At 39.9% G+C, this 25782-nt stretch carries 34 protein-coding genes; 31 read left to right on the forward strand and 3 right to left on the reverse strand.

Going from position 1 to position 25782, the window contains the following annotated elements:
• Positions 1 to 86 precede the first annotated feature (86 nt).
• The 3 genes from DL92_RS0104890 (at position 87) to DL92_RS0104900 (ending at position 1901) form a co-directional block, all read left to right on the forward strand.
• Complete coding sequence (locus DL92_RS0104890) at positions 87 to 365, forward strand: DUF6462 family protein (protein ID WP_242622789.1); 279 nt, start codon at positions 87 to 89, stop codon at positions 363 to 365.
• Positions 366 to 464: 99 nt separating this feature from the next.
• Entirely contained in the window at positions 465 to 629 is a 165-nt protein-coding gene (locus DL92_RS18270; RefSeq protein ID WP_242622791.1) for a CopG family transcriptional regulator, read from the forward strand.
• 39 nt (positions 630 to 668) lie between these two features.
• Positions 669 to 1901 (forward strand): site-specific integrase, encoded by a 1233-nt coding sequence (locus DL92_RS0104900; protein WP_026667071.1) that lies wholly within the window; start codon positions 669 to 671, stop codon positions 1899 to 1901.
• Between the two features lie 548 nt (positions 1902 to 2449).
• Here DL92_RS0104900 and DL92_RS0104910 read toward each other — a convergent pair.
• Together DL92_RS0104910 and DL92_RS0104915 are read right to left on the reverse strand one after the other, a co-directional pair.
• A complete protein-coding gene (locus tag DL92_RS0104910; protein WP_242845833.1) occupies positions 2450 to 3202 on the reverse strand; it encodes a hypothetical protein in 753 nt (250 codons plus the stop codon).
• Positions 3193 to 4155, reverse strand: a complete 963-nt coding sequence (locus DL92_RS0104915; protein ID WP_026667074.1) for a hypothetical protein — start codon at positions 4153 to 4155, stop codon at positions 3193 to 3195. Before DL92_RS0104915 ends, DL92_RS0104910 begins: the two co-directional genes overlap by 10 nt.
• Positions 4156 to 4820: 665 nt before the next feature.
• On the opposite strand from DL92_RS0104915, the gene DL92_RS18275 reads away from it, so the two are divergent.
• From DL92_RS18275 to DL92_RS0105025, 20 genes are all read left to right on the forward strand, one after another.
• Positions 4821 to 5039 carry a hypothetical protein gene (locus DL92_RS18275; protein WP_196803696.1) on the forward strand — a complete coding sequence of 73 codons (219 nt, stop codon included), beginning with the start codon at positions 4821 to 4823 and terminating at the stop codon, positions 5037 to 5039.
• Between the two features lie 55 nt (positions 5040 to 5094).
• On the forward strand, positions 5095 to 5820 hold the full coding sequence (locus DL92_RS0104930) for a MerR family transcriptional regulator (protein WP_026667075.1): 726 nt from the start codon (positions 5095 to 5097) through the stop codon (positions 5818 to 5820).
• Positions 5821 to 6251: 431 nt separating this feature from the next.
• Positions 6252 to 7673: an ATP-binding protein gene (locus DL92_RS0104940; RefSeq protein WP_026667076.1), complete on the forward strand. Its 1422-nt coding sequence runs from the start codon at positions 6252 to 6254 to the stop codon at positions 7671 to 7673.
• 137 nt (positions 7674 to 7810) lie between these two features.
• Positions 7811 to 8230 carry a 2-thiouracil desulfurase family protein gene (locus tag DL92_RS0104945; RefSeq protein WP_026667077.1) on the forward strand — a complete coding sequence of 140 codons (420 nt, stop codon included), beginning with the start codon at positions 7811 to 7813 and terminating at the stop codon, positions 8228 to 8230.
• A 7-nt stretch (positions 8231 to 8237) separates the two neighbouring features.
• Positions 8238 to 8393, forward strand: a complete 156-nt coding sequence (locus DL92_RS20975; protein WP_155841032.1) for a hypothetical protein — start codon at positions 8238 to 8240, stop codon at positions 8391 to 8393.
• A 101-nt stretch (positions 8394 to 8494) separates the two neighbouring features.
• Entirely contained in the window at positions 8495 to 9268 is a 774-nt protein-coding gene (locus tag DL92_RS0104955) for an HD domain-containing protein (protein WP_026667078.1), read from the forward strand.
• Positions 9269 to 9724: 456 nt separating this feature from the next.
• Positions 9725 to 10174 (forward strand): Hsp20/alpha crystallin family protein, encoded by a 450-nt coding sequence (locus tag DL92_RS0104960; RefSeq protein WP_026667079.1) that lies wholly within the window; start codon positions 9725 to 9727, stop codon positions 10172 to 10174.
• 325 nt (positions 10175 to 10499) lie between these two features.
• Positions 10500 to 10979 carry a YbaK/EbsC family protein gene (locus tag DL92_RS0104965; protein ID WP_026667080.1) on the forward strand — a complete coding sequence of 160 codons (480 nt, stop codon included), beginning with the start codon at positions 10500 to 10502 and terminating at the stop codon, positions 10977 to 10979.
• 27 nt (positions 10980 to 11006) lie between these two features.
• Positions 11007 to 11558: a flavin reductase family protein gene (locus DL92_RS0104970; RefSeq protein ID WP_026667081.1), complete on the forward strand. Its 552-nt coding sequence runs from the start codon at positions 11007 to 11009 to the stop codon at positions 11556 to 11558.
• A gap of 94 nt (positions 11559 to 11652) precedes the next feature.
• A complete protein-coding gene (locus DL92_RS0104975) occupies positions 11653 to 11895 on the forward strand; it encodes an AbrB/MazE/SpoVT family DNA-binding domain-containing protein (protein ID WP_034468474.1) in 243 nt (80 codons plus the stop codon).
• Complete coding sequence (locus DL92_RS0104980) at positions 11892 to 12203, forward strand: type II toxin-antitoxin system PemK/MazF family toxin (RefSeq protein ID WP_026667083.1); 312 nt, start codon at positions 11892 to 11894, stop codon at positions 12201 to 12203. Before DL92_RS0104975 ends, DL92_RS0104980 begins: the two co-directional genes overlap by 4 nt.
• 158 nt (positions 12204 to 12361) lie before the next feature.
• Complete coding sequence (locus DL92_RS0104985) at positions 12362 to 12577, forward strand: hypothetical protein (RefSeq protein ID WP_026656051.1); 216 nt, start codon at positions 12362 to 12364, stop codon at positions 12575 to 12577.
• Positions 12543 to 13229 carry a DUF4143 domain-containing protein gene (locus DL92_RS18280; RefSeq protein WP_026667084.1) on the forward strand — a complete coding sequence of 229 codons (687 nt, stop codon included), beginning with the start codon at positions 12543 to 12545 and terminating at the stop codon, positions 13227 to 13229. Before DL92_RS0104985 ends, DL92_RS18280 begins: the two co-directional genes overlap by 35 nt.
• A gap of 137 nt (positions 13230 to 13366) precedes the next feature.
• Positions 13367 to 14122 carry a tRNA threonylcarbamoyladenosine dehydratase gene (locus tag DL92_RS0104995; protein ID WP_026656050.1) on the forward strand — a complete coding sequence of 252 codons (756 nt, stop codon included), beginning with the start codon at positions 13367 to 13369 and terminating at the stop codon, positions 14120 to 14122.
• Between the two features lie 404 nt (positions 14123 to 14526).
• On the forward strand, positions 14527 to 15438 hold the full coding sequence (gene nadA / locus DL92_RS0105000) for a quinolinate synthase NadA (protein ID WP_026667085.1): 912 nt from the start codon (positions 14527 to 14529) through the stop codon (positions 15436 to 15438).
• Positions 15438 to 16748: an L-aspartate oxidase gene (locus DL92_RS18285; protein WP_026656049.1), complete on the forward strand. Its 1311-nt coding sequence runs from the start codon at positions 15438 to 15440 to the stop codon at positions 16746 to 16748. The genes nadA and DL92_RS18285 overlap by 1 nt, the downstream gene beginning before the upstream one ends.
• The gene (nadC, locus tag DL92_RS0105010) at positions 16749 to 17600 is read left to right on the forward strand and encodes a carboxylating nicotinate-nucleotide diphosphorylase (RefSeq protein WP_026667086.1); all 852 of its coding nucleotides are present in this window, start codon (positions 16749 to 16751) and stop codon (positions 17598 to 17600) included.
• 8 nt (positions 17601 to 17608) lie between these two features.
• Positions 17609 to 18142, forward strand: a complete 534-nt coding sequence (locus DL92_RS0105015) for a transcription repressor NadR (RefSeq protein WP_026656047.1) — start codon at positions 17609 to 17611, stop codon at positions 18140 to 18142.
• A gap of 296 nt (positions 18143 to 18438) precedes the next feature.
• Complete coding sequence (locus DL92_RS20090) at positions 18439 to 20601, forward strand: DUF6055 domain-containing protein (RefSeq protein ID WP_051198997.1); 2163 nt, start codon at positions 18439 to 18441, stop codon at positions 20599 to 20601.
• Positions 20602 to 20794: 193 nt separating this feature from the next.
• Positions 20795 to 21475 carry a Pr6Pr family membrane protein gene (locus DL92_RS0105025; RefSeq protein WP_155841034.1) on the forward strand — a complete coding sequence of 227 codons (681 nt, stop codon included), beginning with the start codon at positions 20795 to 20797 and terminating at the stop codon, positions 21473 to 21475.
• Between the two features lie 13 nt (positions 21476 to 21488).
• On the opposite strand, the gene cobI is transcribed toward DL92_RS0105025, so the two are convergent.
• Positions 21489 to 22148: a precorrin-2 C(20)-methyltransferase gene (gene cobI / locus DL92_RS0105030; RefSeq protein WP_026667088.1), complete on the reverse strand. Its 660-nt coding sequence runs from the start codon at positions 22146 to 22148 to the stop codon at positions 21489 to 21491.
• Between the two features lie 133 nt (positions 22149 to 22281).
• Between cobI and msrA the strand changes: the two genes are divergently transcribed.
• The 8 genes from msrA (at position 22282) to trxA (ending at position 25741) form a co-directional block, all read left to right on the forward strand.
• Positions 22282 to 22773: a peptide-methionine (S)-S-oxide reductase MsrA gene (gene msrA, locus DL92_RS0105035; protein ID WP_026656044.1), complete on the forward strand. Its 492-nt coding sequence runs from the start codon at positions 22282 to 22284 to the stop codon at positions 22771 to 22773.
• 21 nt (positions 22774 to 22794) lie between these two features.
• On the forward strand, positions 22795 to 23451 hold the full coding sequence (locus DL92_RS20660; protein WP_081816835.1) for a metallophosphoesterase family protein: 657 nt from the start codon (positions 22795 to 22797) through the stop codon (positions 23449 to 23451).
• Between the two features lie 120 nt (positions 23452 to 23571).
• On the forward strand, positions 23572 to 23832 hold the full coding sequence (locus tag DL92_RS0105045; protein ID WP_026667089.1) for a hypothetical protein: 261 nt from the start codon (positions 23572 to 23574) through the stop codon (positions 23830 to 23832).
• On the forward strand, positions 23810 to 24238 hold the full coding sequence (locus tag DL92_RS0105050; RefSeq protein ID WP_026667090.1) for a hypothetical protein: 429 nt from the start codon (positions 23810 to 23812) through the stop codon (positions 24236 to 24238). The genes DL92_RS0105045 and DL92_RS0105050 overlap by 23 nt, the downstream gene beginning before the upstream one ends.
• Before the next feature lie 46 nt (positions 24239 to 24284).
• The gene (locus DL92_RS20095; protein ID WP_051594165.1) at positions 24285 to 24692 is read left to right on the forward strand and encodes a hypothetical protein; all 408 of its coding nucleotides are present in this window, start codon (positions 24285 to 24287) and stop codon (positions 24690 to 24692) included.
• 120 nt (positions 24693 to 24812) lie between these two features.
• A complete protein-coding gene (locus DL92_RS0105060; protein WP_026667091.1) occupies positions 24813 to 25076 on the forward strand; it encodes a hypothetical protein in 264 nt (87 codons plus the stop codon).
• 134 nt (positions 25077 to 25210) lie between these two features.
• Entirely contained in the window at positions 25211 to 25381 is a 171-nt protein-coding gene (locus DL92_RS0105065) for a hypothetical protein (RefSeq protein ID WP_155841038.1), read from the forward strand.
• Between the two features lie 42 nt (positions 25382 to 25423).
• Positions 25424 to 25741 (forward strand): thioredoxin, encoded by a 318-nt coding sequence (gene trxA / locus DL92_RS0105070; protein WP_026667093.1) that lies wholly within the window; start codon positions 25424 to 25426, stop codon positions 25739 to 25741.
• Positions 25742 to 25782 lie beyond the last annotated feature (41 nt).

Here is a 25782-nt window from a genome sequence, read left to right on the forward strand (position 1 = left end):
CGAAAGAGAATTTGAGTTTTAGGGGATAAGTGCGCCTTTACTGGCTGATTAGCCATGAAATATTATAGCGAGAGGAGCATAAGCCTATGGCGAAAGAGAAAGATGAAGAGAGCCTCGTTAAGTGCATCTATAACGATATGGTCTTTTATGTGCCGAGTGATGTCTTTTCTATTGTTCTCCTGCGGACGCAAAGATACTCAACAAAGAAATATGTTAGGTATAAAGAAGGCGCAGAACTGTATAGCATGAGCGAGAGGAAGTTTACTGATCTGGCAAACAATTCCGATGCGGTTGTACATGTTGATAAGATAGCGCTTGTGGATCTTGAAAAGGTTGAAGAGTACATAAAACTCAACAATTCATAAGGTTCGGTTAGGAGATTTTGCAGGACAAAAACCTTGACATGTTGTAGGACAAAAAGTATAATGAGGATGGTTGAAGGGAGGTACGCTGATTTGGCAAAGATGGGAAGACCGAAGGCAGAAAAGCCTAAGTCGAGTAAAATATCCATCCGCTTTACCGATGAAGAATTTGAGCAGTTAAAGCAGCGTGCAGACCAAAACGACCAGACCATAACAGAAACCATACGTGAAGGTGTCAGGCTACTGTTTGAAACCAAGCACAAGTAATTTTGCAAAATCTCTTTCCTGAATAGAAAGGGATGAACTATGGCAAAAATACGGAAAGACACTAAGGGCAAGGTACTACACAAGGGCGAGGACTACAAGAAGGAGAAGAAGCTTTACCGATACTCCTATACGGATCCCCTTGGAAAAAGGAGATGTATCTACTCCAAGGACTTAGGGGAACTTAGGGAGAAGGAAAAGCAGCTTCAGCGGGATCAGCTTGATGGACTTGATATGTATGTCCAGGGCAAAGCAGATGTGAACTTCGCATTTGACCGCTACATAGCTACTAAGACTGAACTTCGTAGTTCGACACGAACCAATTACCTGTATACCTATGACCGCTACGTAAGAAACGGATTCGGAAAGAAGAAACTTTCAAGTGTCAGGTATTCTGATGTGGTGCTGTTTTACAATGCTTTGCTTGGCAAGGGATTATCCGTAAGCACGGTGGATTCTGTTCATACGGTGCTACGCCCCACCTTCCAGCTCGCAGTCAGGGATAATGTCATTCGTAATAACCCTGCGGATGGAGCAATGGCTGAAGTAAATAAGAAGTGGGACGGCGAGACCGGGGTAAGACATGCACTCACAATAGAGGAAGAAAGGGCATTCCTTGATTGTCTTAATCTTCAGAAGAATCTGAAATGGAAGCCACTGTTTACCGTGATGTTTGGTACTGGATGCCGTATAGGAGAGGTTATCGGTCTGCGTTGGGATGATGCCGATATGGATAATGGGATTATAACCATTGATCACGATATTACCTATTATCCGAGATCTGACAAGAACTACAAGTGTGAATATGAGCTTGCACTTCCAAAGACAGAGGCGGGTATCAGAACTATTCCGATGCTCAAGAAGGTCAAGGAAGCTCTGGAGCTTGAAAAAGAGAACCAGGAAAAGTACGGCTATCATTGCGTTGTAGAGCTTGGAGGAATGAAGAACTTCATCTTTTGTAATCGTTTTGGCGGGCTGCTCAATCCGGCTGGCGTGAATAAGGTAATAAAGCGCATAGTATCGGATCATAACGCAAAGGAAATAGTGGATGCAAAGAAAGAAGGCAGAGAGCCGGTAATAATACCGGATTTCAGCTGCCACATCACAAGGCACACATTCTGTACGAGGCTTTGTGAGAATGAAACAAATGTTAAGGTAATACAATCCGTTATGGGGCATAAGGATATCCAGACAACCCTAGACATCTACGCCGAAGTATCGGAGAGTAAAAAGAAGGATATATTTGATCAGTTAAATGATCATGATGTCATTTAGGAAGAGTCCTTGATGGACTCCCAAGTACCACAAAAATTTGCCGAGTGCCACATCTGTGCCACAGATATTCCAATGTAAGGTGCAGTATGGTGCAGTGTAACGGCAAGTGAGAAGCTTGATAACATGTTGGGACTGCAGGATGATGCAGGGTAACGACAGTATAGTGAGCAGTCGTTCCAACCTTGAAATCGCTGAACAGCTGATAAATACTGGGCTTGAAACGATTTTTGTTGTCAAAAATATAAGTACATTGACTACGCCATTTGAAAAAACAAGTGGCGTAGTTTTTTCAGTATCTTTTACTATTCAATTTCTACGGAGATATTCGGACCGGTATGTAGTTTTCTCAATAAAATATCAGGACAAACATGGTGTGTCAGAGGAATGATCAGTTCATAAAAAAACATGATATAAAGACCACATTTTTCTAAAAAAGGAAGATCGAGCAGGTGAGGGCGCTTTCGGTGTTGTAAGGAGGGGGTGTACATAAAAGGTCAATTTGGGTGTTATGCAAATTGACCTTTCTGATAGGATTCTTGGATTTTTTTTCAAATTTTAATATAGATTTCCCGCAACGCTTTTATTTCTGTATCCATATCGCTTTCGATATCAAGATTAGCAAATACTATGTTTTCATTTACGATCATTTCCAGAAATTTATCAACGGCATCGGAAACATCTCCGGTTACTTCAACAGTTTCTCCTTCCGGAATAATTTGTAACAATTGGAAAACATCGTTCTTATGCTTTTTTAAATCTCTTGCATTAACGTGTTTGCCTTCTTCTTTTTCACTCATAAGATTGATCCAAGCCATCATCTTGAAAGGAATGATATAACTGGTCTTTAATACGCTTAGTCCATTAATCACAATTCGACCTTTGAGCATAAAATCATAAAAATCATCATTGAGAAGAATGGCTGAAAGTGAAGAGACATCTTCATCAATATGGATAGGAACAATAGTGGTTGCAGCTTCCAAGTGGTAATTTGGTTTTCTTGAAAAAAGTTCTATCTGTTTGGGATATCCTTCTTTAGGATTGGTGAATCTGTAAAAGTGTGGTTCATCGTTGCTTTTCCATCCATATGTATAACCGCCTTCTTTAATGTAGTTCCAGAATAATTCGGCAAATTCTTTGAACTTATCTTCAAAAAGGATGATCATATCAATATCTTTTGTTGCTCTGAAATCTCTGGGTGTCTGAGACATCAATATCTCGCATGCAGCACCGCCTATGATAGTATAACAATCTTCATAACCGGCGAAATGCCTTGCAAATTCTTCTATACCAATTACTGCCACTTAAAGTCCTCCAACATTTTTTCTAGTTCTCCCTCTACTCGGGGATCTTTTGTATCTTTTAATGAGCAATACAATGAAAGCTCATCAACCAAAGCATTTTTGCTTAGCTGACTTGGATTATATTTCCAAAGCTCAACTCTGCATATTTTATCAGAATCTTCCCACTCTGGTTCATCGACAATTTCAAAAAGCTCAACTTTTTTGTCCTTTTTATAGCAAGCATAGGATTCCACAGATGGTGGGTTCAACATACTGATTTCTGATAGTGCATAGTCAAATGATTTTGGAAGACATGAAACTAGATTTGTCTTTTTTACAAATATCACTTTGTCTATGGGATTAATGAGTGCCGTGCTACACATATCAAATAATTCTTTGGAATCATATTTTCGTTCAACCACTATATTGCGTCCATTCTTTACTTCTGTAATCAGGGCTCTTGATACAAGTTCTTTTGTACCTCTGGTAACATAGACCGGATCAATATCAAGAGTGGTTGCAAGATGCTGTTTCGAATACTGTTCTTTTTTATTGTATATAAGGTAAAAAAGAATTTTCTGTGCGTTGGCAGATAACGGGAGCGATTCTTTTCTTTCTGATGCAGAAAGCTTCTTGCTAAAAAGCATTCCTAAAAATGGAAGATAAATCTGTGTCGGTACCAATATAAAAGGAATATGGTGTTTTATATAAGCGTTTCTGTTATTCTTGGTAAGTTCGTTAAATAAAAAAGCGACAGGAGCGTGGAAATTTTCTTCGTAAAGTGCCATCTCCTTAGATAATACCCTGCTATCAACAGCTTTTGAAATTTTAATGATATAGAAAACAAAACCGTCTGATTCTGCCATGTAGATATCTCTTCCTGATGCCATATATCTGGGAAGACCTGTTTTTTGTAATTTGTCTGAAACTTTAAAATCCAAGCCAAAAGCTTTTTCTAATTCTTTTTCAAACATAATAATTACACCTATATAATCCTTTACATTCAAATTGTAATAGTTTATTTATTTGTAATTATAATGCAATTATCTGGTATTGGCAACTTGAATCAAGCTGATTGTGAGTGAAAGTGGCATCATATAAGCGTAATAAGTATAATTAGACTAAGGAAAAAATTTGAAAACTGAATAATTTAAAGAAACCTGGGATAAATCTGAACGACCAATCAGATAAGTATGAAACTTATAGATAAAACACGTTCTTGGCGAAAGGTTTCTTATTTCGCATTCCTTTTCAATTTTTGTTAGAATTTCTTCGTACATAAAAACCTCCATAGTTAGTAGTAATCTGAAAGTTACCCTAACCATGGAGGCGGACGTTCCCAATGAAAGTGCTTGTATGAAGTAATGATAAATGATACGCTTTTCATGGCAGTAGTAGTGGTCTTGGTAATGTTCGGTTTTTGTGTGGTAACTTAAACATACATCATCATAGTTTCACTATCTACTGCTTTTTGAGTAAAAGAAACGCTGCGCCACAGCCTTGGCAGGCCGTCGCGCAGCGACTTAGTTCAATTGGAAGTTAAAACTCCGATGCAAGGAGGATCCGCAGATATAATGACAGACAGTTGCGCATCCGATATAATGGATGGGCAACCCAATATACTATGGAGGTAACAGTCATGAACAAGTATGTTTCGCTGGATAAGCGAAGTAAGAAGGCGCAGCGCGAGTATCACGCAAAGCAGAGACGCACCTGGGGAGAACTTAATCCCGTGACAAGGAGCGTACCGAGCGGAAAGACCTACAATCGAAAGAAGGAAAAGCAGAGGATCGGCAAAGAATTCAGAAATGGATTTGATGCCGATCTTTTTTTGCAGAATTATATATTTTTTGCTTGACTATGACGCAACGTAATAGTTTATGATGTAATCACACGTGAAGGAGATGATAGCCATGAAGACAGTAAATGAAGTGAGTAAGCTGACAGGAGTGAGTATACGCACGCTGCAGTATTACGATAAGATAGGACTCTTAAAACCGGCGGAGTATACCGAGTCCGGATACAGGCTGTATGACGATGCGGCGCTGGAGAGACTTCAGCAGATTTTACTGTTTCGTGAGCTTGAGTTTCCGCTTAAGGATATCAAGGATATCGTAACCAGATCTGATTTTGACAAGAGATTGGCACTTGACCAGCAGATAGAACTTCTTGAATTAAAGAAGGAACATATCGAAAATTTGATCAGTATGTGCCGTGGTTTAAAACTGAGAGGAGTGAGACATTTGGATTTTACAGTATTTGATTCAAGCAAATTAGACGAATACGCTAAGCGTGCAAAAGAACGGTGGGGCAATACTCCGGAATATAAGGAATTCGAAGAGAAGAACGGTAAGCGGTCAAAGAGCGAAGAAAAAAGTATGATGGCCGATTTTATGAAAATCTTTGAAGAGTTCGGAGCTATGAAGGATCAGGATCCTGCCTCTGCAGAAGTACAGGATCAGGTAAGGAAGCTGCAGAGCTTTATTACCGAGCATTTTTATAAGTGTTCTAATGAGATTCTTTCCGGGCTTGGTAAGATGTATGCCGGTGGCGGAGAATTCACCGAGAACATTAATAAGATGGGCGGAGAAGGAACTGCTGAATTTACTCACCGGGCGATACAGATCTACTGCGGATGATACAAATTTTTGAAAAAAGTAGGTTTTTGGTAGGAAAGTGGTAGGTTTTGAGTATTCTTTTTTCAAAATAGGTGTGTTATATTTACAATGGACAAAGCGAACGGGAAAACAAAAAACACCCGAGCCGCCGAGTCCATTTTCTTTTGCAAAAGAATACCGGCAATGATGAGCGTCAGATCATGACTTCGAAAGAGGTTGTGAGCCTGGCGCTTTATTTTTACGGCGCGCAAGCGGAACAATATGCATCTGTAGAGATTCCAAAGGAGTTGCTCACAGGGAAGGACTATTCTTCCCTGTCGGCTTCGGCCAAAATGCTTTAATAAAAATCTTGAAAAAAATATCAGAAAGCAGTAAATTATATTCAAGAAGTTTTTATTAAAAATGAATTGAATAAAAAACAACTGAACGAAAATGATAACGAGGGTAGATAGATGTTTGTAGGAAGAGAGCGGGAGTTGAAAGCCTTAAAAGATGTGTATGATAAGAAAGATTTTGGAATGACTATCATATATGGACGGCGGAGGGTTGGCAAGTCAACCTTGATCAAGGAGTTTATCAAAGGAAAAAACGTTATTTTTTATACTGCTACAAAGGTTGGCGCAGAAAGAAATCTTGAATTGTTTTCAAAGCAGGTATTGGATGTTCTGGATCCTGCTATGAGCTCGGCAACATTTTCTTCGATAGAAAGTGTATTTGACATTATTACCAATAAGACGCCGGATGACCACAAGACAATCCTTGTGATCGATGAGTTGCCGTATTGGGCAGAGAAGGATGAAGCACTTTTATCAGTTCTTCAAAAGTACATTGATACACAGTGGACCCATAAGAATATGATGATAATACTTTGCGGCTCTGCCTTGAGTTTTATGGAAAAAGAGGTGCTCAGTAAAAAAAGTCCGATCTTCGGGAGGCGTGATTCACAGATAAAACTGGAGGCATTTAATTACAGGGATTCGGCTTTGTTTGTTCCTGAATATTCTGCAGAAGAAAAAGCAATCTGTTATGGAGTTACCGGAGGCGTGGCAAAATATCTTTCGCTTTTTGATGCAGGGAAGAGTCTTGATGAAAATATTATAAGACTTTTCTTTAATGTGGATGGATATTTGTTTGACGAAACCAGAAATCTCCTCATTCAGGAGTTTTCAGATGTGACATTGGTAAACAACATAATCGAGCAGGTGGCTTCCGGTGAAAATGCATTAAATAATATAGCTTCCAAAGTACACGAGAAGGATACCACCGTTTTATATTCCCTTGAGAAGCTGATCGCTGTCGGCCTGGTGGAGAAAAAGAACTGTATAACGGAGGAAAAAAATAAGAAGAAAACCCAGTATGTGCTAAAAGATCATATGTTTAAATTCTGGTATCAGTTTATCCCCAAAGCGATAAGTGTAATTGAAATGGGACAGGGTGATTCATACTATAAAAAGGTTGTCAAACCGCAGATCCATTCATATATGGGATCTGTTTTTGAAGAAATGTGCCGTTATTATACGTTAGAGAAAGGAATACAGGGTGCATACGGTTCCTTCCTGACTCAGACAGGCACCTGGTGGGGAGTGGAACAGATCATAGATGATGAAGGACGGAAGTTTACACAATCGGCGGATATTGACGTGGTTGGCATTTCTTCTGTAGATAAGACTGCGGTTATAGGAGAATGCAAGTTTAAGAATGAGAAGATAGATGAGGAAATATATGAAACTCTTCTGCGGAGATCAAAGCTACTTTCCGGAAATTATCATGTTATATGTTTCCTGCTTTTTTCGCTAAATGGATTTACTAAATGGTTTGAAAAAGAGAATATTCAAAATATAGTAAAGATTACTATTGAGGATTTATATTTATAAAAAACTTTAGCACACATAAATACCGATAAACACACATAAAGGGAATCGCATCATCCGGTATCAGGGATATGAAGCAGGCAGGACGATGAGAGGGTGGAGGCATCAGTAAATGAAATGCTAGAGGAGTATGTATGGTAATGGTTATAGCTGTTAGCGCATGCCTTTTAGGTGAGAACTGCAAATATAATGGTGGGAATAACTACAGCGAGAAGGTCAGGGCTTTCTGTGAAGGGCACGAGGTGATTCCTATATGCCCTGAGGTAATGGGAGGTCTTCCTACACCAAGGGTTCCTGCTGAGATAGTGAACGGAGTTGTTACCAATAAAGAAGGCAAGATTGTTGATAAAGAGTTCAGATCCGGAGCAGAGGCGGCCTTTAATAAGATAATGGATGCAGGTGTTGAAGTTTGTATTCTTCAGTCAAGAAGCCCGAGCTGCGGAGTAAAAGAGGTTTACGATGGTTCTTTTACCGGAAAGAAGATCCCAGGAATGGGAGTCTTTGCGCAGAAGGTTAGTGAAACTTCAATAAAGATGATTGATGTGGAGGACTTGGACTGAGGCTTATGTGGAAAATAAGCCTTACCAGGTTGATGATCTATTCGCGGCAGCAAACACAAAACTCACAGACGAGGAAGTGAAGCTTCTTGAAAATGAAGCAGATAAGCTGAATGTGAAAATCCTTGGTGCAGATATGTTTAGATTTGCGGTAAAGAAGAGTTGAAGCATACAATTGTAGTGGTTGCGTGGGGAAGCCAATGTATATTAAAATTTGTTCAAAAGAAAAACATGAGAAGTACATAGACATAAGAAAGATAATGATTTATGCAGATAGACAGAAGAAAAGTCAGGGAGCAGTTTGCCTCCTATACAAGGAATTATGATCCGGAGGATCCTAAGATTGCTCTAAAAATAGCCCATACATACCGTGTAGCAGATATTTGTGAAGAGATTGCAAAGTCAATTGGCTTATCTGATGAGGATATAGAGCTTGCATGGCTTTCAGGAATGCTCCATGATATAGGAAGATTTGAGCAGGTAAAAAGATATAACACTTTCATAGATTCAGAATCAGTAGATCATGCAGAGTTTGGAGCGGATCTTTTATTTGGAGATGAGCACCTCATCTTGAATTATTGTGATGACAGGTCTTTTGACGAGATGATGGAAAAAGTCATAAGACAGCATAACAAATACAGAATCGATGAAGCAGTTGTCGGAAAAACTCTTATCTTCTGCAATATTTTACGAGACGCAGATAAGGTTGATATATTAAGAGTAAATGTAGAGACGCCTATGGAAGAGATATACAACGTTTCTGAAGATGAGCTGTTATCATCAGGTGTCTCTGAAAAAGTCATGGATCAGGTAAGGGAGCATCATGCAGTAAACCGTGACGTGATGGATTCCCCCGCAGAGCACTTGATCGGACATATAGCTCTTGCTTTTGAATTGGTATATCCAAAAAGCTGGGAGATAGCAAAGGAGCAGGGTTACATTTATAGAATGTTTGACTTTCCTTCAAGGAATGAGCGGACATTGAAGGCTCTGAAGGATACCCGTGAAGAATTGGAGATGTTTTACGGCGGTGGCTGCTAATTTGTGATTTTTCTTTTTCATGAGAAACTGTCAGTTCCACAGGTCATATGTGTTATTCTAATTGTAGTCGGAATCGCCGGATTAAAGTTATTAGCAAAGGAGTAAGGAAGAGATTTCCTACTGATAGTATTCGGAATCATTTTTGGCGTTGGTCATATTTATGTTACCCGTGAAAATCGTGTGTGAACGGATTGAGCTTTTTTTAATCATTTTAATATGTGCTAGATAAAAGAGTGACGTAAACATCAGTGTTTCCGCTGCTTTTTCTTTTATGGAAATAAGCCTTTTTTAATCAGATTAGCACTCTCTATTGACGAGTGCTAATTGTGGTGTTATACCATAAGTAGAACAAAGGAACAGAGAAGACCGTTAGGACTTAACGTTCCAATGATCCGAACCCTCCGTCCCAATGCTCATATTCAAAAAAATTGTCTATGTGCAAAGGAGGTAAGAATTATGTTAGTACCTAGTATTTTCGAAGAAAAATTTATGGATGACCTGTTTGGATTCCCAGAACTTAAGGAATTCGACAACATGGAGAAGAAGCTCTACGGAAGAAGAGCCGGCAGGATGATGAAGACCGATGTCAGGGAAAAAGATGACAACTACGAAGTAGTAATTGATATTCCCGGTTTCAAGAAAGAAGAGATCACTGTAGAGCTGGATGAAGGCTATCTTACCATCAATGCCGCCAAAGGCCTTGATAAGGATGAGAATGACAAGAAAGGAAAACTCATCAGACAGGAAAGGTACGCGGGATCAATGACAAGAAGCTTCTACGTTGGTGAGAATGTTCAGAAAGAAGACATTGAGGCCACCTACAGACATGGAGTTTTGAAACTTACCATTCCTAAAAAGGCAATGGAAAAAATCCCTGAAAAGAACCTTATAGCCATTGAAGGCTAACAACATAATAATCACATCTCGCCCTCCGCTGTTCATCATTATGAATGGCGGAGGGCCTTTGTTTTTAGTGCGCGTGTTCGTATTAAATCTACAGCAACAGTTCTTACGGCTGAGACAGAAGGACTTCTCGATCATGAAGTATGCTTTAATATGTTAAAAGTATATGGAAATGAGATGTGCCCGGACTGCATGGAAGCAGTAGGCGCTATAACTTCCGGCTATCACCGGCAATAGGTAAATGTTTACGCAAAAAGCGCGTGGATAGCGATATAATGGTAGCGTAGATATTTTTCTTTTCCTAAATAAATGTGAGGGGTGAGTAGAAATGGTTAATGAAAAGGTAAAAGAGTTTCTTATCTCCAACAACCTTGGTGACAGGCTTACAGAGCATGCAGAAACGATTGATACGGTGGAACATGCCGCACAGCAGATAGGCTGTACCGAGCCGGAGATTGCCAAGACGTTGTCTTTTGTTGTTGATGAAAAACCTGTAATTGTGGTAATGGCAGGCGATGGAAGAGTTAACAGTTCGAAGTTCAAGACACTATTTCATACTAAACCTCACATGGTCCCCAGAGATCAGGTGGAGAGTATTACGGGATTTCAGCCGGGAGGAGTATGTCCTTTTGCTATAGCTGATGATATCCCCATCTGGCTTGACGTTTCCATGAAGCGTTTTGAATATGTCCATCCGGCAGGAGGAAATGAGTTTACTTCCGTCAGGATTACACCTTCAGAGCTCGAAGCGGTTACAGGTGCCGAAGGCTGGTGCGATGTATGCAAGGGATGGGAAGATACTGAGTAAAAGAACTTGTGTTAAAGGAGGAAGCAGATGAGCAGAGTTAATTTTGGAGCAAAACCACTTATGTACCCGCAGCCGGTGCTTATCATTGCAACATATGATGAGAATGGAGTGCCGAATGCTATGAATGCTGCCTGGGGCATAACCACTGATTTTAAAGAAATATCGATCAGTTTGTCTGAACACAAGACTACTGACAATCTCGCAAAGAGAGGAGCTTTCACAGTAAGCCTTGCTACAGAAGAGCAGGTGATTCCAAGCGATTATGTCGGTATAGAATCAGGAAGAAAAGTACCTGATAAATTTGAAAAGGCCGGATTTCACGCAACAAAGAGCGAGTTCGTTGATGCTCCTTTAATTGATGAACTTCCTGTTGCTCTTGAGTGTAAAGTAAAGAGTTTTGAAGATGGCATTCTTGTCGGAGAGATCGTAAATGTCTCAGCAGATGAAAGCGTAGTGACAGACGGAGTTGTTGATGTCACAAAAGTTAAGCCGATAAGCTTTGATCCATTCGGTAATGCATATTACGGAATTGGGAAAAAGGTGGGCAATGCCTTTAAGGATGGTGCAAAATTGAAGTAAGGTTCAGGCGGTGAGTTAAAAGACTCATCGTCTTTTTTGTTGAAGACACCACGGATATACCGTATAATGTATATACATTCGAGGAGGTGATTTCATGGAACAAGTAGCAATAAGGACATGGGGTAACAGCCAGGGAATACGCATACCTAAGGATATTTTGGAAAAACTTCAGTGGAAGGTTTCTGATGTATTGGACATAGAAGTACAAAATGACAGTATTGTGCTCCGAAAACAGTTTGTTCATAAAACTTTTGAAGAAAGACTGGCAGAATATAACGGTGAGATAACGGTCAGCGATTTTGATTGGGGCGAGCCGGTAGGAAGAGAGATTTTATGAACGAGTATTATCAGGGCGACATTATAAAGATTACAGGTTATAAAAAACAACTTTTTGTTATAGTTAGTAAAAATGCATTTATAAAGGCAACCGGAATATTCCATGTATGTCCGATGCTTCCTAATGTTCAGGCCGGTCCTATACATATTCCGATATGTGGGAAAAAAGGTGAGTCGGGAACAGTAATTTGTGAACAGATAAAAGCAATTGACCCTAAGGCAAGAGGGTGTAAAAGAGTAGATCTCCTTGCATATGAGGATATTGTGAATGTATCCGATGCGGTTCAAGGAATTTTTGAGTATGATTGATATTTGTTGAAGAACCGGAGTGCTTGCTATTCCACCAGAGTTTTAGTACCTGAAGAGATTAAGTGATTAGAAAAGCAAGATTAAAAGTCAAGGGGACGGTTGTGACATTGGAACCGTCTTCTTGATATATAGAAATGATATAGGATGGAGGAACCGATATGTTTTTTAAGAAAAAAAGAGAAATAAAAACATATGACAGGGAGAACCTGCGTCCTGTTATCAAAGCAAGCATATGTAACGGCGAGCAGGTCGCGGGCTTCCGAGATATACATACAGGGGCGTTTGAGGAAGTCATGCTTATCAGGGGAGATGACGATCTTGCAGAGTTCATGCGCATGTATGGAATCGAAGGAAAAATCGAGAAAATATACTGATAATGGCGATAGCGCCAAGAAGGATGGAAAATTTGTAAATGCTAAATTACAGAGAAATGTCAGTAACGGACGATGCCGCTGTTGCTACGGCGGAGCTTCAAACGCCGATCTGATGCTGGATTCAACTTTTGAGAATGAGGATGCTTTACAGTGGTTGGTAGACGCAGGTTTGCTTGTTAAAGCAGAATTGGTTGAGAAGCCGGACTTACCGTTGGAAGGTGCGGCTGATAAAACATATTTTAAGGTATATATGTCTGATATTGGTTTGTTGCGAGCAAAATCCAAAGTATCTGTGAATACAATATTGGAAGAGACGGATCTTTACGTCAGATATAAAGGTGCCTTTGCTGAAAATTATGTTTTAAATGAACTTAAGTCGCTTGGAAAAAAGCCGTTTTTCTGGCGCTCAGGAAATACGGCAGAGGTTGATTTTATTTATGAAGAGGAAAGCGAGATTGTTCCGGTAGAAGTAAAAACAGCAGATAATACGCAGGCAAAGAGCTATAGGCAATTTTGCAGGAAATATCAACCAAAGAAGGGATTGAAATTATCCCGGAAGAATATAGCCGAGAATCTGTGCGAATCTACTACAACTTACAATATTCCTTTGTACTTGGAATGGAATATTGATAGCTATATCAAATATAATTGATGGCGATGGCGTAGGTGTAACTATAGCAAACTGCCGCTATTTTGTGTTTTGCAATTAGTATGAAGTATGATATTATGATTTGGCTAATTAGTTAATGAAGTAGATAGAGGGAATTACTCCCTGAGAATGAGGTTGTGATGCTTAATCAGTTTTCAAGGACACAGTTGTTATATGGTGCAGATTCTATGGCCAAGCTGCAGGCTTCCCGCGTCGCCGTTTTCGGAATAGGCGGAGTTGGCGGTTATGTCGTGGAAGCTCTTGTAAGGAGCGGAGTAGGCGCCATTGATCTTATAGATGATGACAAGGTGTGCCTTACCAATATAAATCGTCAGATACTTGCAACAAGGAAAACAGTCGGAAAGTACAAGGTGGACGTTGCGGAAGAACGTATACATGAGATAAATCCCGACTGCGAAGTCAGAGGATATAAGACCTTTTTCCTTCCCGATACTCAGGATCAGTTTGATTTTACAGAATATGACTACGTTGTCGATGCAATTGATACGGTTACAGGTAAACTTGCAATAATAGAAAAAGCAAGAGACGCAGGCGTGCCTGTCATTTCATCAATGGGTGCCGGAAATAAAGTAAATGCGGCAATGTTCGAGGTGGCTGACATATATGAAACCTCAATTTGTCCGCTGGCCAAGGTTATGAGACGTGAATGCAGGAAAAGAGGTATCGAATCTCTTAAGGTAGTATATTCCAAGGAAAAGCCGATAAGACCGTATGAGGATATGTCGATAAGTTGCAGACAGCACTGCATCTGCCCTCCGGGAACAGCAAGAAAATGTACAGAGAGAAGAGATATCCCCGGATCGACCGCATTTGTTCCTTCAGTAGTGGGCTTGATCATCGCAGGTGAGATAATCAACGACATCACAGGCAAATGATGCCATTTCGGGAATTTTTTAAAACCACATAAAAAGCACAAATATATAAGTTAAATTATGAACTGTAGTAGAAGAAAACAATTTCTACTACAGTTTTTTTGTGTAGAGCACTTAGCGAGGTATTTTACGAGCTTAGTGCGAACCACGCAAGTCAACTTGGCGAGGTTCTTTCGAGTCTAGTTGAGCTTGTTACCGTAGTGCGCTTATGAAAGGTGTGAAGCTTGATGGAAAGAAAATCGATGCAAAAGTTACGGGATCTGAAGTTGCCGTATTTGCAGACAGGGGAAGAACCGTCTCCTTGACACGCCAATGTTCAAGTGAATTAACAGCTGTCTTGTCAGTAGACTTTACATGTGGTAGACTTGTGGAAACCAATGTATGACTCATAAAAGGGAGAGCTATGTATGACAAGTAAAATAATTGAGGAAATTGAAAGGCTGAAGGAAGAGAAGGACGCAGTGATCCTTGCTCACTATTATGTTACTGACTGGGTGCAGGAAATCGCTGATTATGTCGGAGACAGCTATTATCTTGCAAAGGTGGCAGCAGGATTGGATAAAAAAACAATAGTTTTTGCGGGAGTAAGTTTCATGGGAGAATCGGCAAAAATCCTTAATCCCGATAAGACAGTGCTTATGCCTGATATGCAGGCGGACTGCCCGATGGCACATATGGCAGATGTTGAGCGCATCAAGCAGGTAAGAAAGAAGTATGATGATGTTGCGGTTGTATGTTATATCAACTCAGTTGCTGAGCTGAAGGTACACTCTGATGTGTGCGTGACTTCTTCAAATGCAATGAAGATCGTAAAATCTCTTCCTAATAAGAATATCTTTTTTATCCCCGATGAAAATCTCGGAAGATATATCGCATCTAAGCTTCCGGAAAAGAATTTTATATTTAATGACGGATTTTGTCATGTACACAAAGGAATCACAGCTGAGAATCTAAAGGCGGCAAAAGAGGAGCATCCCGGTGCGGAAGTTCTTGCACATCCCGAGTGCACCTCTGCAGCGCTTGAGTATGCGGATTATATCGGAAGTACGGCTGGCATTATAGATTATGCCACGAAGTCCGACAGCAAAGAGTTCATCGTTGCAACAGAGCTCGGAGTGCTATATGAGTTGGAACTTAACAATCCCGGCAAAAAATTCTATTCGGCAGGAAGTACACAGACTTGTCCGAATATGAAGAAGGTAACTCTTGAGAAAGTAAGAGATTGCTTGAGAGACAACACGGGAGTGGTTGAAGTAAGTGATGATACGAGGGCGGCTGCGTTAAAGCCTCTTTCGAGAATGTTGGAGCTGGCAAAATAATGGAAAAAAAATATGATGTTGTAATAGTAGGTACAGGTGCTGCGGGACTTTTCTGTGCACTTAGTCTTCCGCAGGATAAAAAAATCCTTTGCATTTCAAAAGATGCACTTGACGGAAGCGACAGCTTTCTGGCTCAGGGCGGAATCTGCATGTTAAGAGACGATAACGACTATGACTCTTATTTCGAGGATACCATGAGAGCGGGGCACTACGAGAACCGCAAAGAATCCGTTGAGATCATGATAAAGAGCTCTCAGCAGATAATTCACGATCTTGAGGGCTATGGAGTGGAATTTGAGAAAAAGGATGGGCAATTTGTATTTACAAAGGAAGGTGCTCATTCAGACAATAGAATTCTTTTTCATGCTGATGTCACAGGAAGAGAGATTACAAGTAAACTGTTGGCAAGAGCGCAGGAGAGAGAGAATATCACATTGATCGACTATACTACAATGGTGGATTGGGTATGCAAAGACAATGTATGTTATGGTATTGTAGTTGCGGATGAGAACGGTAAAGCAGAAGCTATCGAAGCGGATGTGACGGTTCTTGCCTGCGGAGGATTGGGCGGTGTTTACAAGCATTCAACCAATTACCGTCATATATCGGGAGATGCGCTGGCTCTTTCTTTGTATCACAATGTGCGACTTGAGAACTGCGATTATGTGCAGATTCATCCGACTACTCTTTTTACAAAGCAAAGTGGCAGAAGTTTTCTTATCTCAGAGTCTGTAAGAGGCGAAGGCGCGGTGCTTCGTGATAAGAACGGCGAGCGCTTTACAGATGAGCTTCAGCCGAGAGATGTGGTCAGCAATGCGATATTTGCCAAGATGAAAGAGCAGGGAACAGAGCATGTGTGGCTTGATTTTTCTCCGATTCCCAAAGAAAAGATTTTAAGTCACTTTCCAAATATATATAAGCACTGTGCCGAAGCGGGATTTAATCCATTGGAGACTTGGGTTCCCGTTGTGCCCGCACAGCACTATTTCATGGGCGGAATATATGTGGACAAGGATTCCAAGACCACTATGGAGCAGCTTTATGCAATCGGAGAGACAAGCTGTAACGGTGTACACGGAAGAAATCGTCTTGCAAGCAATTCTCTTTTGGAGAGTCTTGTTTTCGCAAAACGTGCGGCAGCAGATATTATGACAGTACCGGAATTTAAAAAGACAGAGGATTTTGATAATCTGGTTAATCTTGATGATTATGAGGATCTTCAGGGAATTATGGAAAAATATCACAAGATGGTGGTAAAAGAAATAAAAGAAGAAGCCAGATTACGAGCTTTAAAAGAGGAGGCTGTATAAATGAACGATATAACTATGAAATTAAATGCAGATGAGCTGATAAAGATGGCTCTCAGAGAAGATATATCAAGTGAGGATGTAAGTACAAACGCTGTTATGCCAAAGGCACAGGACGGTGAAGTTGAGCTTATCAGTAAGCAGGACGGAATCATCTGCGGTATGGATGTTTACGAGAGAGTATTTAAAATTCTTGATGAAAGCGTTGTTGTGGAAAAATATGTTACAGACGGCGATGAAGTCAAAAAAGGTCAGCTTATGGCAAAGGTAAAAGGCGACGTAAGAGTTCTTTTATCAGGTGAGAGAGTTGCGCTTAATTATCTTCAGAGAATGAGCGGAATTGCTACATATACACATCAGGTTGCAGCTCTTCTTGAAGGCAGCAAGACAGTTCTTCTTGATACCAGAAAGACTACGCCCAATATGCGAATCTTTGAGAAGTACGCGGTAAAATGCGGCGGCGGTCAGAATCACAGATACAATCTTTCTGACGGAATTCTTTTAAAAGACAATCATATCGGTGCGGCAGGTTCTGTAACAAAGGCTATACAGCTTGCTAAGGAATATGCTCCTTTTGTAAGAAAGATTGAAATTGAGACAGAGACACTTGATCAGGTAAAAGAGGCGGTAGAAGCAGGCGCAGACATCATCATGCTTGATAACATGGATCCTGCTACAATGAAAGAGGCCGTTAAGATCATTGACGGACGTGCAAAAACAGAGTGTTCCGGAAATGTTACAAAAGAAAACATTTTAAATATTATCGATAGTGGAGTAGACTATGTATCAAGTGGTGCTCTTACTTATGCGGCACCGATCTTGGATATTTCAATGAAGAACTTGCACGTAATATAGGAGGGCATATGGATGGACAGGCCAGAAGAAATAAGATAATTGAGATTGTAAAAAAATCTGACAAGCCTGTGTCCGGTACATTTTTGGCTGAACAGTTGGAAGTCAGCCGCCAGGTGGTGGTCACGGATATTGCACTTATCAGGGCAAACGGTGTAAATATTATATCCACTAATCGAGGGTATATCATTAATTCAGATAGCAGATGTGAAAGGATAATAAAGAGCCGGCACACAGATGAGCAGATTCTGGATGAGTTGTTTACGATAGTTGATAACGGAGGATGTGCAGAGAGCACTATAATAAATCACAGATATTATAACAGGCTGGAGGCACCACTCAATGTCAGTTCGCGCCGTGAGGCAAAAAAATTTATGGAAGCGATTGAATCCGGTAAATCTAAAACGTTAAGCTCTGCAACAAGTGGATATCATTATCACGTAATAAGCGCAGATGATGAAGCTACGCTTGATATAATCGAAGAAGAGCTGAAGGCCAAGGGATACTGGTTACCGCTTGATGATTGGATCTCAAAAAATAAGTAAGTATGGGAAACGCTGCGAGGCGTTTCCTTTTTTGTTGCATATTGTGCGACACATCAGAGCCTATATTGGTTGATTTCATAAAAGGTTAATGGTAAAGTAATGTTTGTAACAAATATATTAATAGTTGGTGTCGAGTTAATTATGAGAGAAACTTGAGTATTTAGACGTTGGGGGTATATTTACTGAAAAAGTTTATTTTTTGAGGCATTTTGATTTACGAAAAATTGTTAAATGCCCGTTAGCAATGTCTCTTATAAAATGTATGACACTACCTACATTGCTATTGGGGGTACAATATGAACAAAAAAACCTTATTATCTACTTTTACGGCAGTCGGAATGGCTGCGGTGCTGGCAATTTCGCCGGTTCAAAGTATTGATATAGAAGCAGCACCGGTTAACACTATCTCAACAACACCTGTCGCTTCTTCAAATATTGTCGATCTTACAAGAAATGACGCTTACAAAGTACGTGATGCTTTTTATTCACTTTCTGACAACAGCGTAAACCGTATGGCTTCTGAGCATTTCCAGATTATATGGGGAAAAAGCAACTCAACTAATATTAGAATTGATGAGGAATTCATCAAGGGAAATCTGACAAATCTTGAAAACATCTACGCCTTTTATACTCAGGAACTTAAGATGAAAGATATCGGAGTATCGGGCAATTCAAAATTCAAGACTAACGTATATATTTCAAATACAGGACTTAGAGCCTTTGAAGATAACTGGGCATATATGAACACCGACAGAGAGGGCTTTGGATTCCTTTTTGTTGCACCGGGAGCAATGGTAGTATCCGATCCTAATCCAAGCTGGGTACTTCCTCATGAGCTTGCACATGTGTTTACTTACTATCAGGGCGGAACAATCGACTATCCTTGGTATGAGTCAACAGCTAACTGGTTCAGAGATCAGTTCCTCGGAAGTGAATATTATTGCTATCATGGTAAGAAGTTTGGACCTTATTCGGATTTCTTTTCACCATATTTGATAAATGCGGATTACTATGTGCCTCATATGCTCAACTGGTATGACACATGGCCGATCTTCCTTTATATTTCAGAGAACCCTGATAACATCCAGGGACTTGGAATGGATCTTATTCATAAGATCTTGGAAAACAAGCAGAAAGACGATTCCATGTATGCAACAATCGAGAGACTTTCAGGAGTGCCAATCAAGACAATCCTCGGCGGAATGTCAAAGAGACTTGCAACTATGGATTTCAGCAGACAGAAGTTCTATCTTGAGCATCTCAACAATGAGACTTTGAGAGAACCCGGAAATCGTGAGAAGATCTATACAACTCTTGAAAGAGCAGATGCACAGGGCTACCAGGCAGTTCCTGCAAACAAGGCTCCTATGCAGACCGGATTTAACGTAATCCCTCTTAATGTTGATCTTAAGAAGGGCGGAATCTCTGCAGACTTCGTTAACACATCAGGAGTACAGGGATCTGATTTCAGAGTAACATTGGTTACAAATACAGCTGACAACAAGACTCGTTATTCAGAGACTTTCAGCAGCGGAAAAGGAACAATCGCACTTCATGGCGATGAGACGGCGGCTTATCTTGTAGTTTGTGCAACACCCGACAGACTTAAGGGATATCACACAGACTGGAACTCAAAGACAACTGAGAGCGATACAAGATTTACATATAAAGTTAAGATATCAAGCGTTGACGGTACACCTACACCTGCTCAGGAAGAGAAAAAAGAAGATGTAACACCCGAACCTGAGAAGAAGGAAGATACTTCAGCGGTAACACCTGAACCTGACAAGAAGACTGATGAGACACCTTCAGAGTCCGAGAAGGTTACCGAGAATAAGGATAATGACAAAAAAGAAGATGCTAATAAGGATGATGCCAATAAAGAGAATTCAAATAAGGACAACGGAAATAAAGAAACATCGACTGATTCTCAAAAGGTAACCGATAACAAGGATAACGCAAATAAGAATGCAACTGACAGTGCTTCAAACGGAAATACTGCTCAGCCTACAGACACATCTGACAAGAAAGATGATGTGATCAGCTCAGGAGTTTCAACCGATACAAATTATCGTGGTGATGAAAACAATAACAAGGACAATAATACATCATCCGATAATAACAACAATAATAGCAGCAATGACAACAGTGGCAATAACGGCTTAGACAGTAATAACGGAAACAACGGTAATTGGCCGTTCGGAATAACAGAAGGTAATTGCAATAACGGAACATGGCCGACAGATACATCCTGTGGTGGTGACAGTACAGGATACAAGCCTTCACCGATAGGACCCGGATATACAAACGGAAATACATGCGGCAACACTCAGGGATTTGATACAAGCACGCAGGGAACCGATACAGTAGATTTTGACTACATGTTTGAGGAAGAAGATTCCGGAAGTTCGATCTGGAAGATAATAGGAGCAATAATAAAGAGATTCTTCGGATTTTGATAAATGAATACTGAAATATGATTAAAAGACCTTATCAGGCTGGTATACAGTTTGATGAGGTCTTTTTACAAAAAAACGTTTATAATATATGTATATATCGAATAGATATGTATGGCTATTTTTTTATAAAGAATGTAGTATAAAAAGAAAGAGAGAATATATAGGACTTTGCAGGAAGGGAGAAGGATACTACATGAATGAAATGACAAGCACCCAAAAAAAGCTTAGCTGTGTTTTAAAGGTGATCGTAATATTGTCTGCGTTTATCGGAACCGGCATAAGTGCTTACGGAGACAGAAATGTATTCTTTTGCGGCCTCAATATCTTTATGTATTTCACCAATCAATCAAATATTGTGATAGCGGTTATATGTGCTGTGGGCTTATACTTGATCGTGAAAAACAAAAAGATAAGCGAATTACATTACATTGTGAAGTATGTGGGAACTGTTGCCATTACACTCACAGGCGTTGTATTTATTGCGGTACTTGCGCCGGCCTCGGGACCGGAAGCATGGGATCTGCATAACGTGCTTGCGCATATTGTTGTTCCGATAGCGTCCATTGCAGATTTCTTTGTTATCATTCCCGGAGTAAAGTTCAAAAAGAAGGATGTCCTTTACGTGATCATTCCGCCGCTTATATATGTGATATATGCCGGAATAGGCTATGTCAGAGGTTGGGATTTCTATGAAGGAAATACATACCCATACTTTTTCCTAAATTGGGGAAGTCCTGCCGGAGCGTTTGGATTTATAAAAGAGTCACCTTTTATGGGATGTGTATGGTGGATATTGGCATTGCTTATTTTCCTTATCATCATGGGATATGTGTATCTGGTGATAGTGGATCATATGGGAAAAAAGGGTAAGTAATCCTAAATTATAATTAAGCGGTTACTATCAGGATAGAGAAATAGCCTGTTTTATCCGGTATTGCATCCACACCTGAATAAACAGTTTCATTTTGCATGCCGCAGTTTTCAATGAGATACGCAGTTTTTCCGTCATTTCTTATTGCGTATTTCAACTCTTTTAGTTTACTGCCGGCTTTCATGATTATAAGCGTTCCGTCAAAAGTTTTGTATTCGCCGGCTGTGATCATTACAGCTTCATCACCTTCGGCAATTGATAATCCAATTTTGGCGGCCGCAGCGCAAAAAGAAGGAATTCCGGTTATAATTTCGATGTTATAACCGGATTTTTTTACCGCATCGGAAATGTAGGAAAATGTCGAATAAAAACCGGGATCGCCTAAAGTAAGAAATGCTACGCTCTTGCCGGATCTTAGGTCTGCAATGATCTTCTCTGCGGCACTATTATGCGCATCCGTCAGTTTTTCTTTTTGCATCGGAAAATTAAGAGAAAGCGTTTTCTTCGATGCTATATTGGGGCAGGCTTGCAAGGCTATTGTATATGCGATTCCCGGTTCATTATCTTTTGCAGGACAAGCAATCACATCTACTTTTTCTAATGTCTTAACAGCCTTTAATGTAAGCAGATCCGGATCTCCCGGGCCAACGCCTATTGCATATAACACTTCGCTCATCATAAACTCCTTTGCACTTTTATTAAAAAACAATTCGTTTTGCCATAAGCTACGATATATTATAATAAAGCATGGATTTATTACAATCAGTGCTTATTAAATTCGATTATATAAGGAACAGAGGAAAGATAAAATGAAAGAGGCATATTTTGCGGGCGGATGTTTTTGGTGCGTTACGCCGATTTACAAGATGTACGGAGTTGACAAGGTAATCTGTGGCTATGCGGGTGGAAGTGAAGAAAATCCAACGTATGAACAGGTAAAGCATCAGCAGACAGGTCATAGAGAAACAATCAAGCTTGTCTACGATCCTGAGAAAGTTTCGTTTGAAAAGTTGTTGGATATTTATTTTGCCAACGTTGATCCGTTCGACTCCGAAGGCCAGTTTATTGATAAAGGTTTTTCATATACTCTTGCGATTTTCTATAACGATGAAGATGAAAAGAATCTGGCAAGTATTAAACTCGAAGAGATTGAAAAGAACGCAGGTAAAGAGACGCACGTAGCTCTTTTGCCCTATAAGAATTTTTACGAGGCGGAAGAGTATCATCAGGATTACTATCTGAAGAACCCTGAGGCTTTTGAGAAAGAACTTATAGAGTCAGGAAGAAAAAAAGCTGAGTAAAGCGGCATGAGGGGGATATTTATGCGCATAGGAATAGTATCTGACACGCATGGACTTCTGAGACAGGAAGTTATTGAAGGATTACGCGGTGTGGATTACATAATTCATGCAGGAGATATAGATGATAAAAGCGTGATCGAGGGGCTGGAGAAAATTGCGCCGGTAACGGTTGTTAGAGGAAATGCGGATAAAGAGTGGGCAAAAGATATTCCTGAGAGTGCTACTTTAGATTATCTAGGTAATAAGATATTTGTGATTCACAACAAGGGTAAGATAACTCAGCTTCCGGCAGAAGTTTCTATAGTTATATACGGACATAGCCATAAATATAGCCTTGTTGAGAAGGAAGGCGTAGTCTGGTTTAACCCCGGATGCTGCGGAAAGCGCAGACCAGGACAAGAAATATCGTATGCGATTCTTGAGGTGAATGGACGTGAGGATTTTGAATTTAAGAAGATGGTTATTGCGACTTCGGGATCAACCACAGAATCCAAACTTCCCAAGAACATCGATAGGATTATTTCCAGAGCAATGTCCATGACTGATAGCGGAAAGTCCTATCAGGAAATCGCAAAGAAACTTAAAATATCTGAAGAACTCGCAGAGAGTATCTGTCGAATGTACCTCACACATCCCGGAGTTGATGTGGCGGGAATCTTGCAGAGGATTTCTGGATGACTTTTAAGATGGATGTAACACATGGCAAATAATGAAAATAGAGCGTATTTTTGCATGATTTTAGCTTAAATACGTTCTTTTAATATATATCAACGAATGGTCAAAAACGGAGATTTTGGCATGAACACTTGGGCATCTTATTATACAGATGTTGATAATGATAGTAGGCATCGTGCAGTTGAATTTTGGGAAAATATGGGTAATGGTCATGCTGACATTGGTATTATAAATACGCGAAAGATTATTGAAGAAAAATCTGTTGGAAGCATTTATATTCAAGAAGGAAATGGAACAGACGTACAAAAAGCCAAAAAAATATTTATGCAGTGGCTTTTGTGTACATATCAAGGAGTGGATTATGAATTCCCTAAACAAGAGTAGAAAGATAATTATTTTAATAATAGGTATAGTTAGTTTTTTTATTCTACTGAGTGGTGTTTTATTCGCTATATATTTTCACGCTTTTATGAGCAGTGGTCCACAAACGCCGTTCATTAGTTATGAATGGAAGGAAGGCGATAGAACTACGCGCCATACTATGTATGATGATTTGGTCAAAAGCAATAATTTAATTGGAATGAATACTGAAGAAATAAATCAGCTTTTAGGAAAATGTGATGAATATCACAGTACTACCGGTAATATGGATGATGCAGATTATTATTGGGATTACATAATGGGGTACAGTGTTTTTAAAGGACATGAGATGTTATATATTCATTTTGAAAATGATATTGTAACGGAGGTTAGCCGTGTTCGGGTTAATGATTTGCAAACCATCAGATGATTATAAGACTATAGTTTAGCCAGATTAAGAGATTGGGAGGCAAAAGATGGGGGAAATTAATTCTGAAGTACAAGAAGAGGCTACGCGAAGATATGTGAATTTAACCGATCAGATCAGTGTCCGTACGGAAAAGGGAAATCTTGAATTCATTAAAGCTCATGTAAACGCTATGGGTGAAACTATGGGCGAATTTGTTAATAGAGCAATTTCAGAAGCAATATATAGAGACAGAGGAGAGTCTTTAATAGAGACTACTCATAGTGATGAGTATGATGTTTCAGGGAAATTGCTTTTATCAGCTGATGGTTACTATGAGATAGACTATATTGCTGATGGAGTACGAACAATAAAAAAGCTTGATCGACAAAAGGATGTACCAAGCGGTTTCATTTCAGATTATGCGTGGATGTCACTGGAAAATGAATACGAAAATAAATTGTTAGATGGTAAATGATTTAGTTGTATGCCTGTTTATGAGAAAAAGAGGTTGAATTTATCTGCAATAATATGGTATTAGTTTTCAAAGGTATGAAATTAAAGTATATACAGCAATAGGCGAAAGCGCAGGTAGATTATGGGACGAATGGATAACAAACTCGCAATAGTAACCGGGGCAAATTCCGGTATGGGAATGGCTACGGTGGAGGCACTAAGTGACGAAGGCGCGAGGACAGCCATCTTTCTTGTTACTGATGATTCGGTAAAAGATATTACAGGGGAATATTTTTACAGATGCAAGATTGCTTACTCATCGCGAAGATCGAAAGATATGAATCTTGCCAAAAAACTTTATGAATTTAGCGAACAGCTTGTAAAAAAATTCGTTTTGAGGGTCTGACTTGAGGGTCAGACCCTTTTAGGTTTGCGCGCCATGGGCGCGGGTTTCTAATGCTTGACATTTTAGATTGTGTGCAATATAATTTTGTAAAAGCTCAAGCGAAAATGATTGTTACAGATAAAGAGGTATGCGTCATGAATACAATTACACACGATTTTGTAATTGCACCCGGTGCTGGAATCAAAAAGAAAAACGTCATCTATGTTATCATTCCTCCGCTGCTTTACGCTATTTATGCGGGGATTGGATATTGTTATCTGGTAATTGCAGAGAAGATTGAAAAAAATAATAGTTCAAACAAGTAAAAGGAAAGGCGCCTGCAATTAGTGGGTGTAAAGGTAAAAAAGATGGAATACAGATTTACAAATGAAAATTTTGATACAGAAGTTATGAATAGTGAAGTACCGGTACTTATCGATTTCTATGCGGATTGGTGCGGACCTTGCAAGATGATGGGACCTGTAGTTGAGGAACTTGCAAAAGAGTATGACGGCAAGGCGAAAGTAGGTAAGATTAATGTAGATGAGCAGCCTGAGCTTGCTCAGAAATACGGAGTTATGAGCATTCCGTACTTTGCATTCATCAAGAACGGTGAGCTTGTTTCTGATGAGATGGGCGCCGTTCCCAAGGACAGACTTGCGGCTAAATTACAGGAAATGCTATAAGTACTCGGCAAAATATGATATAGTAACGGCACTTTCCCCGA

The organism is Butyrivibrio sp. AE2005 (assembly GCF_000686965.1).
Classification (GTDB): Bacteria; Bacillota; Clostridia; order Lachnospirales; family Lachnospiraceae; genus Butyrivibrio; species Butyrivibrio hungatei_A.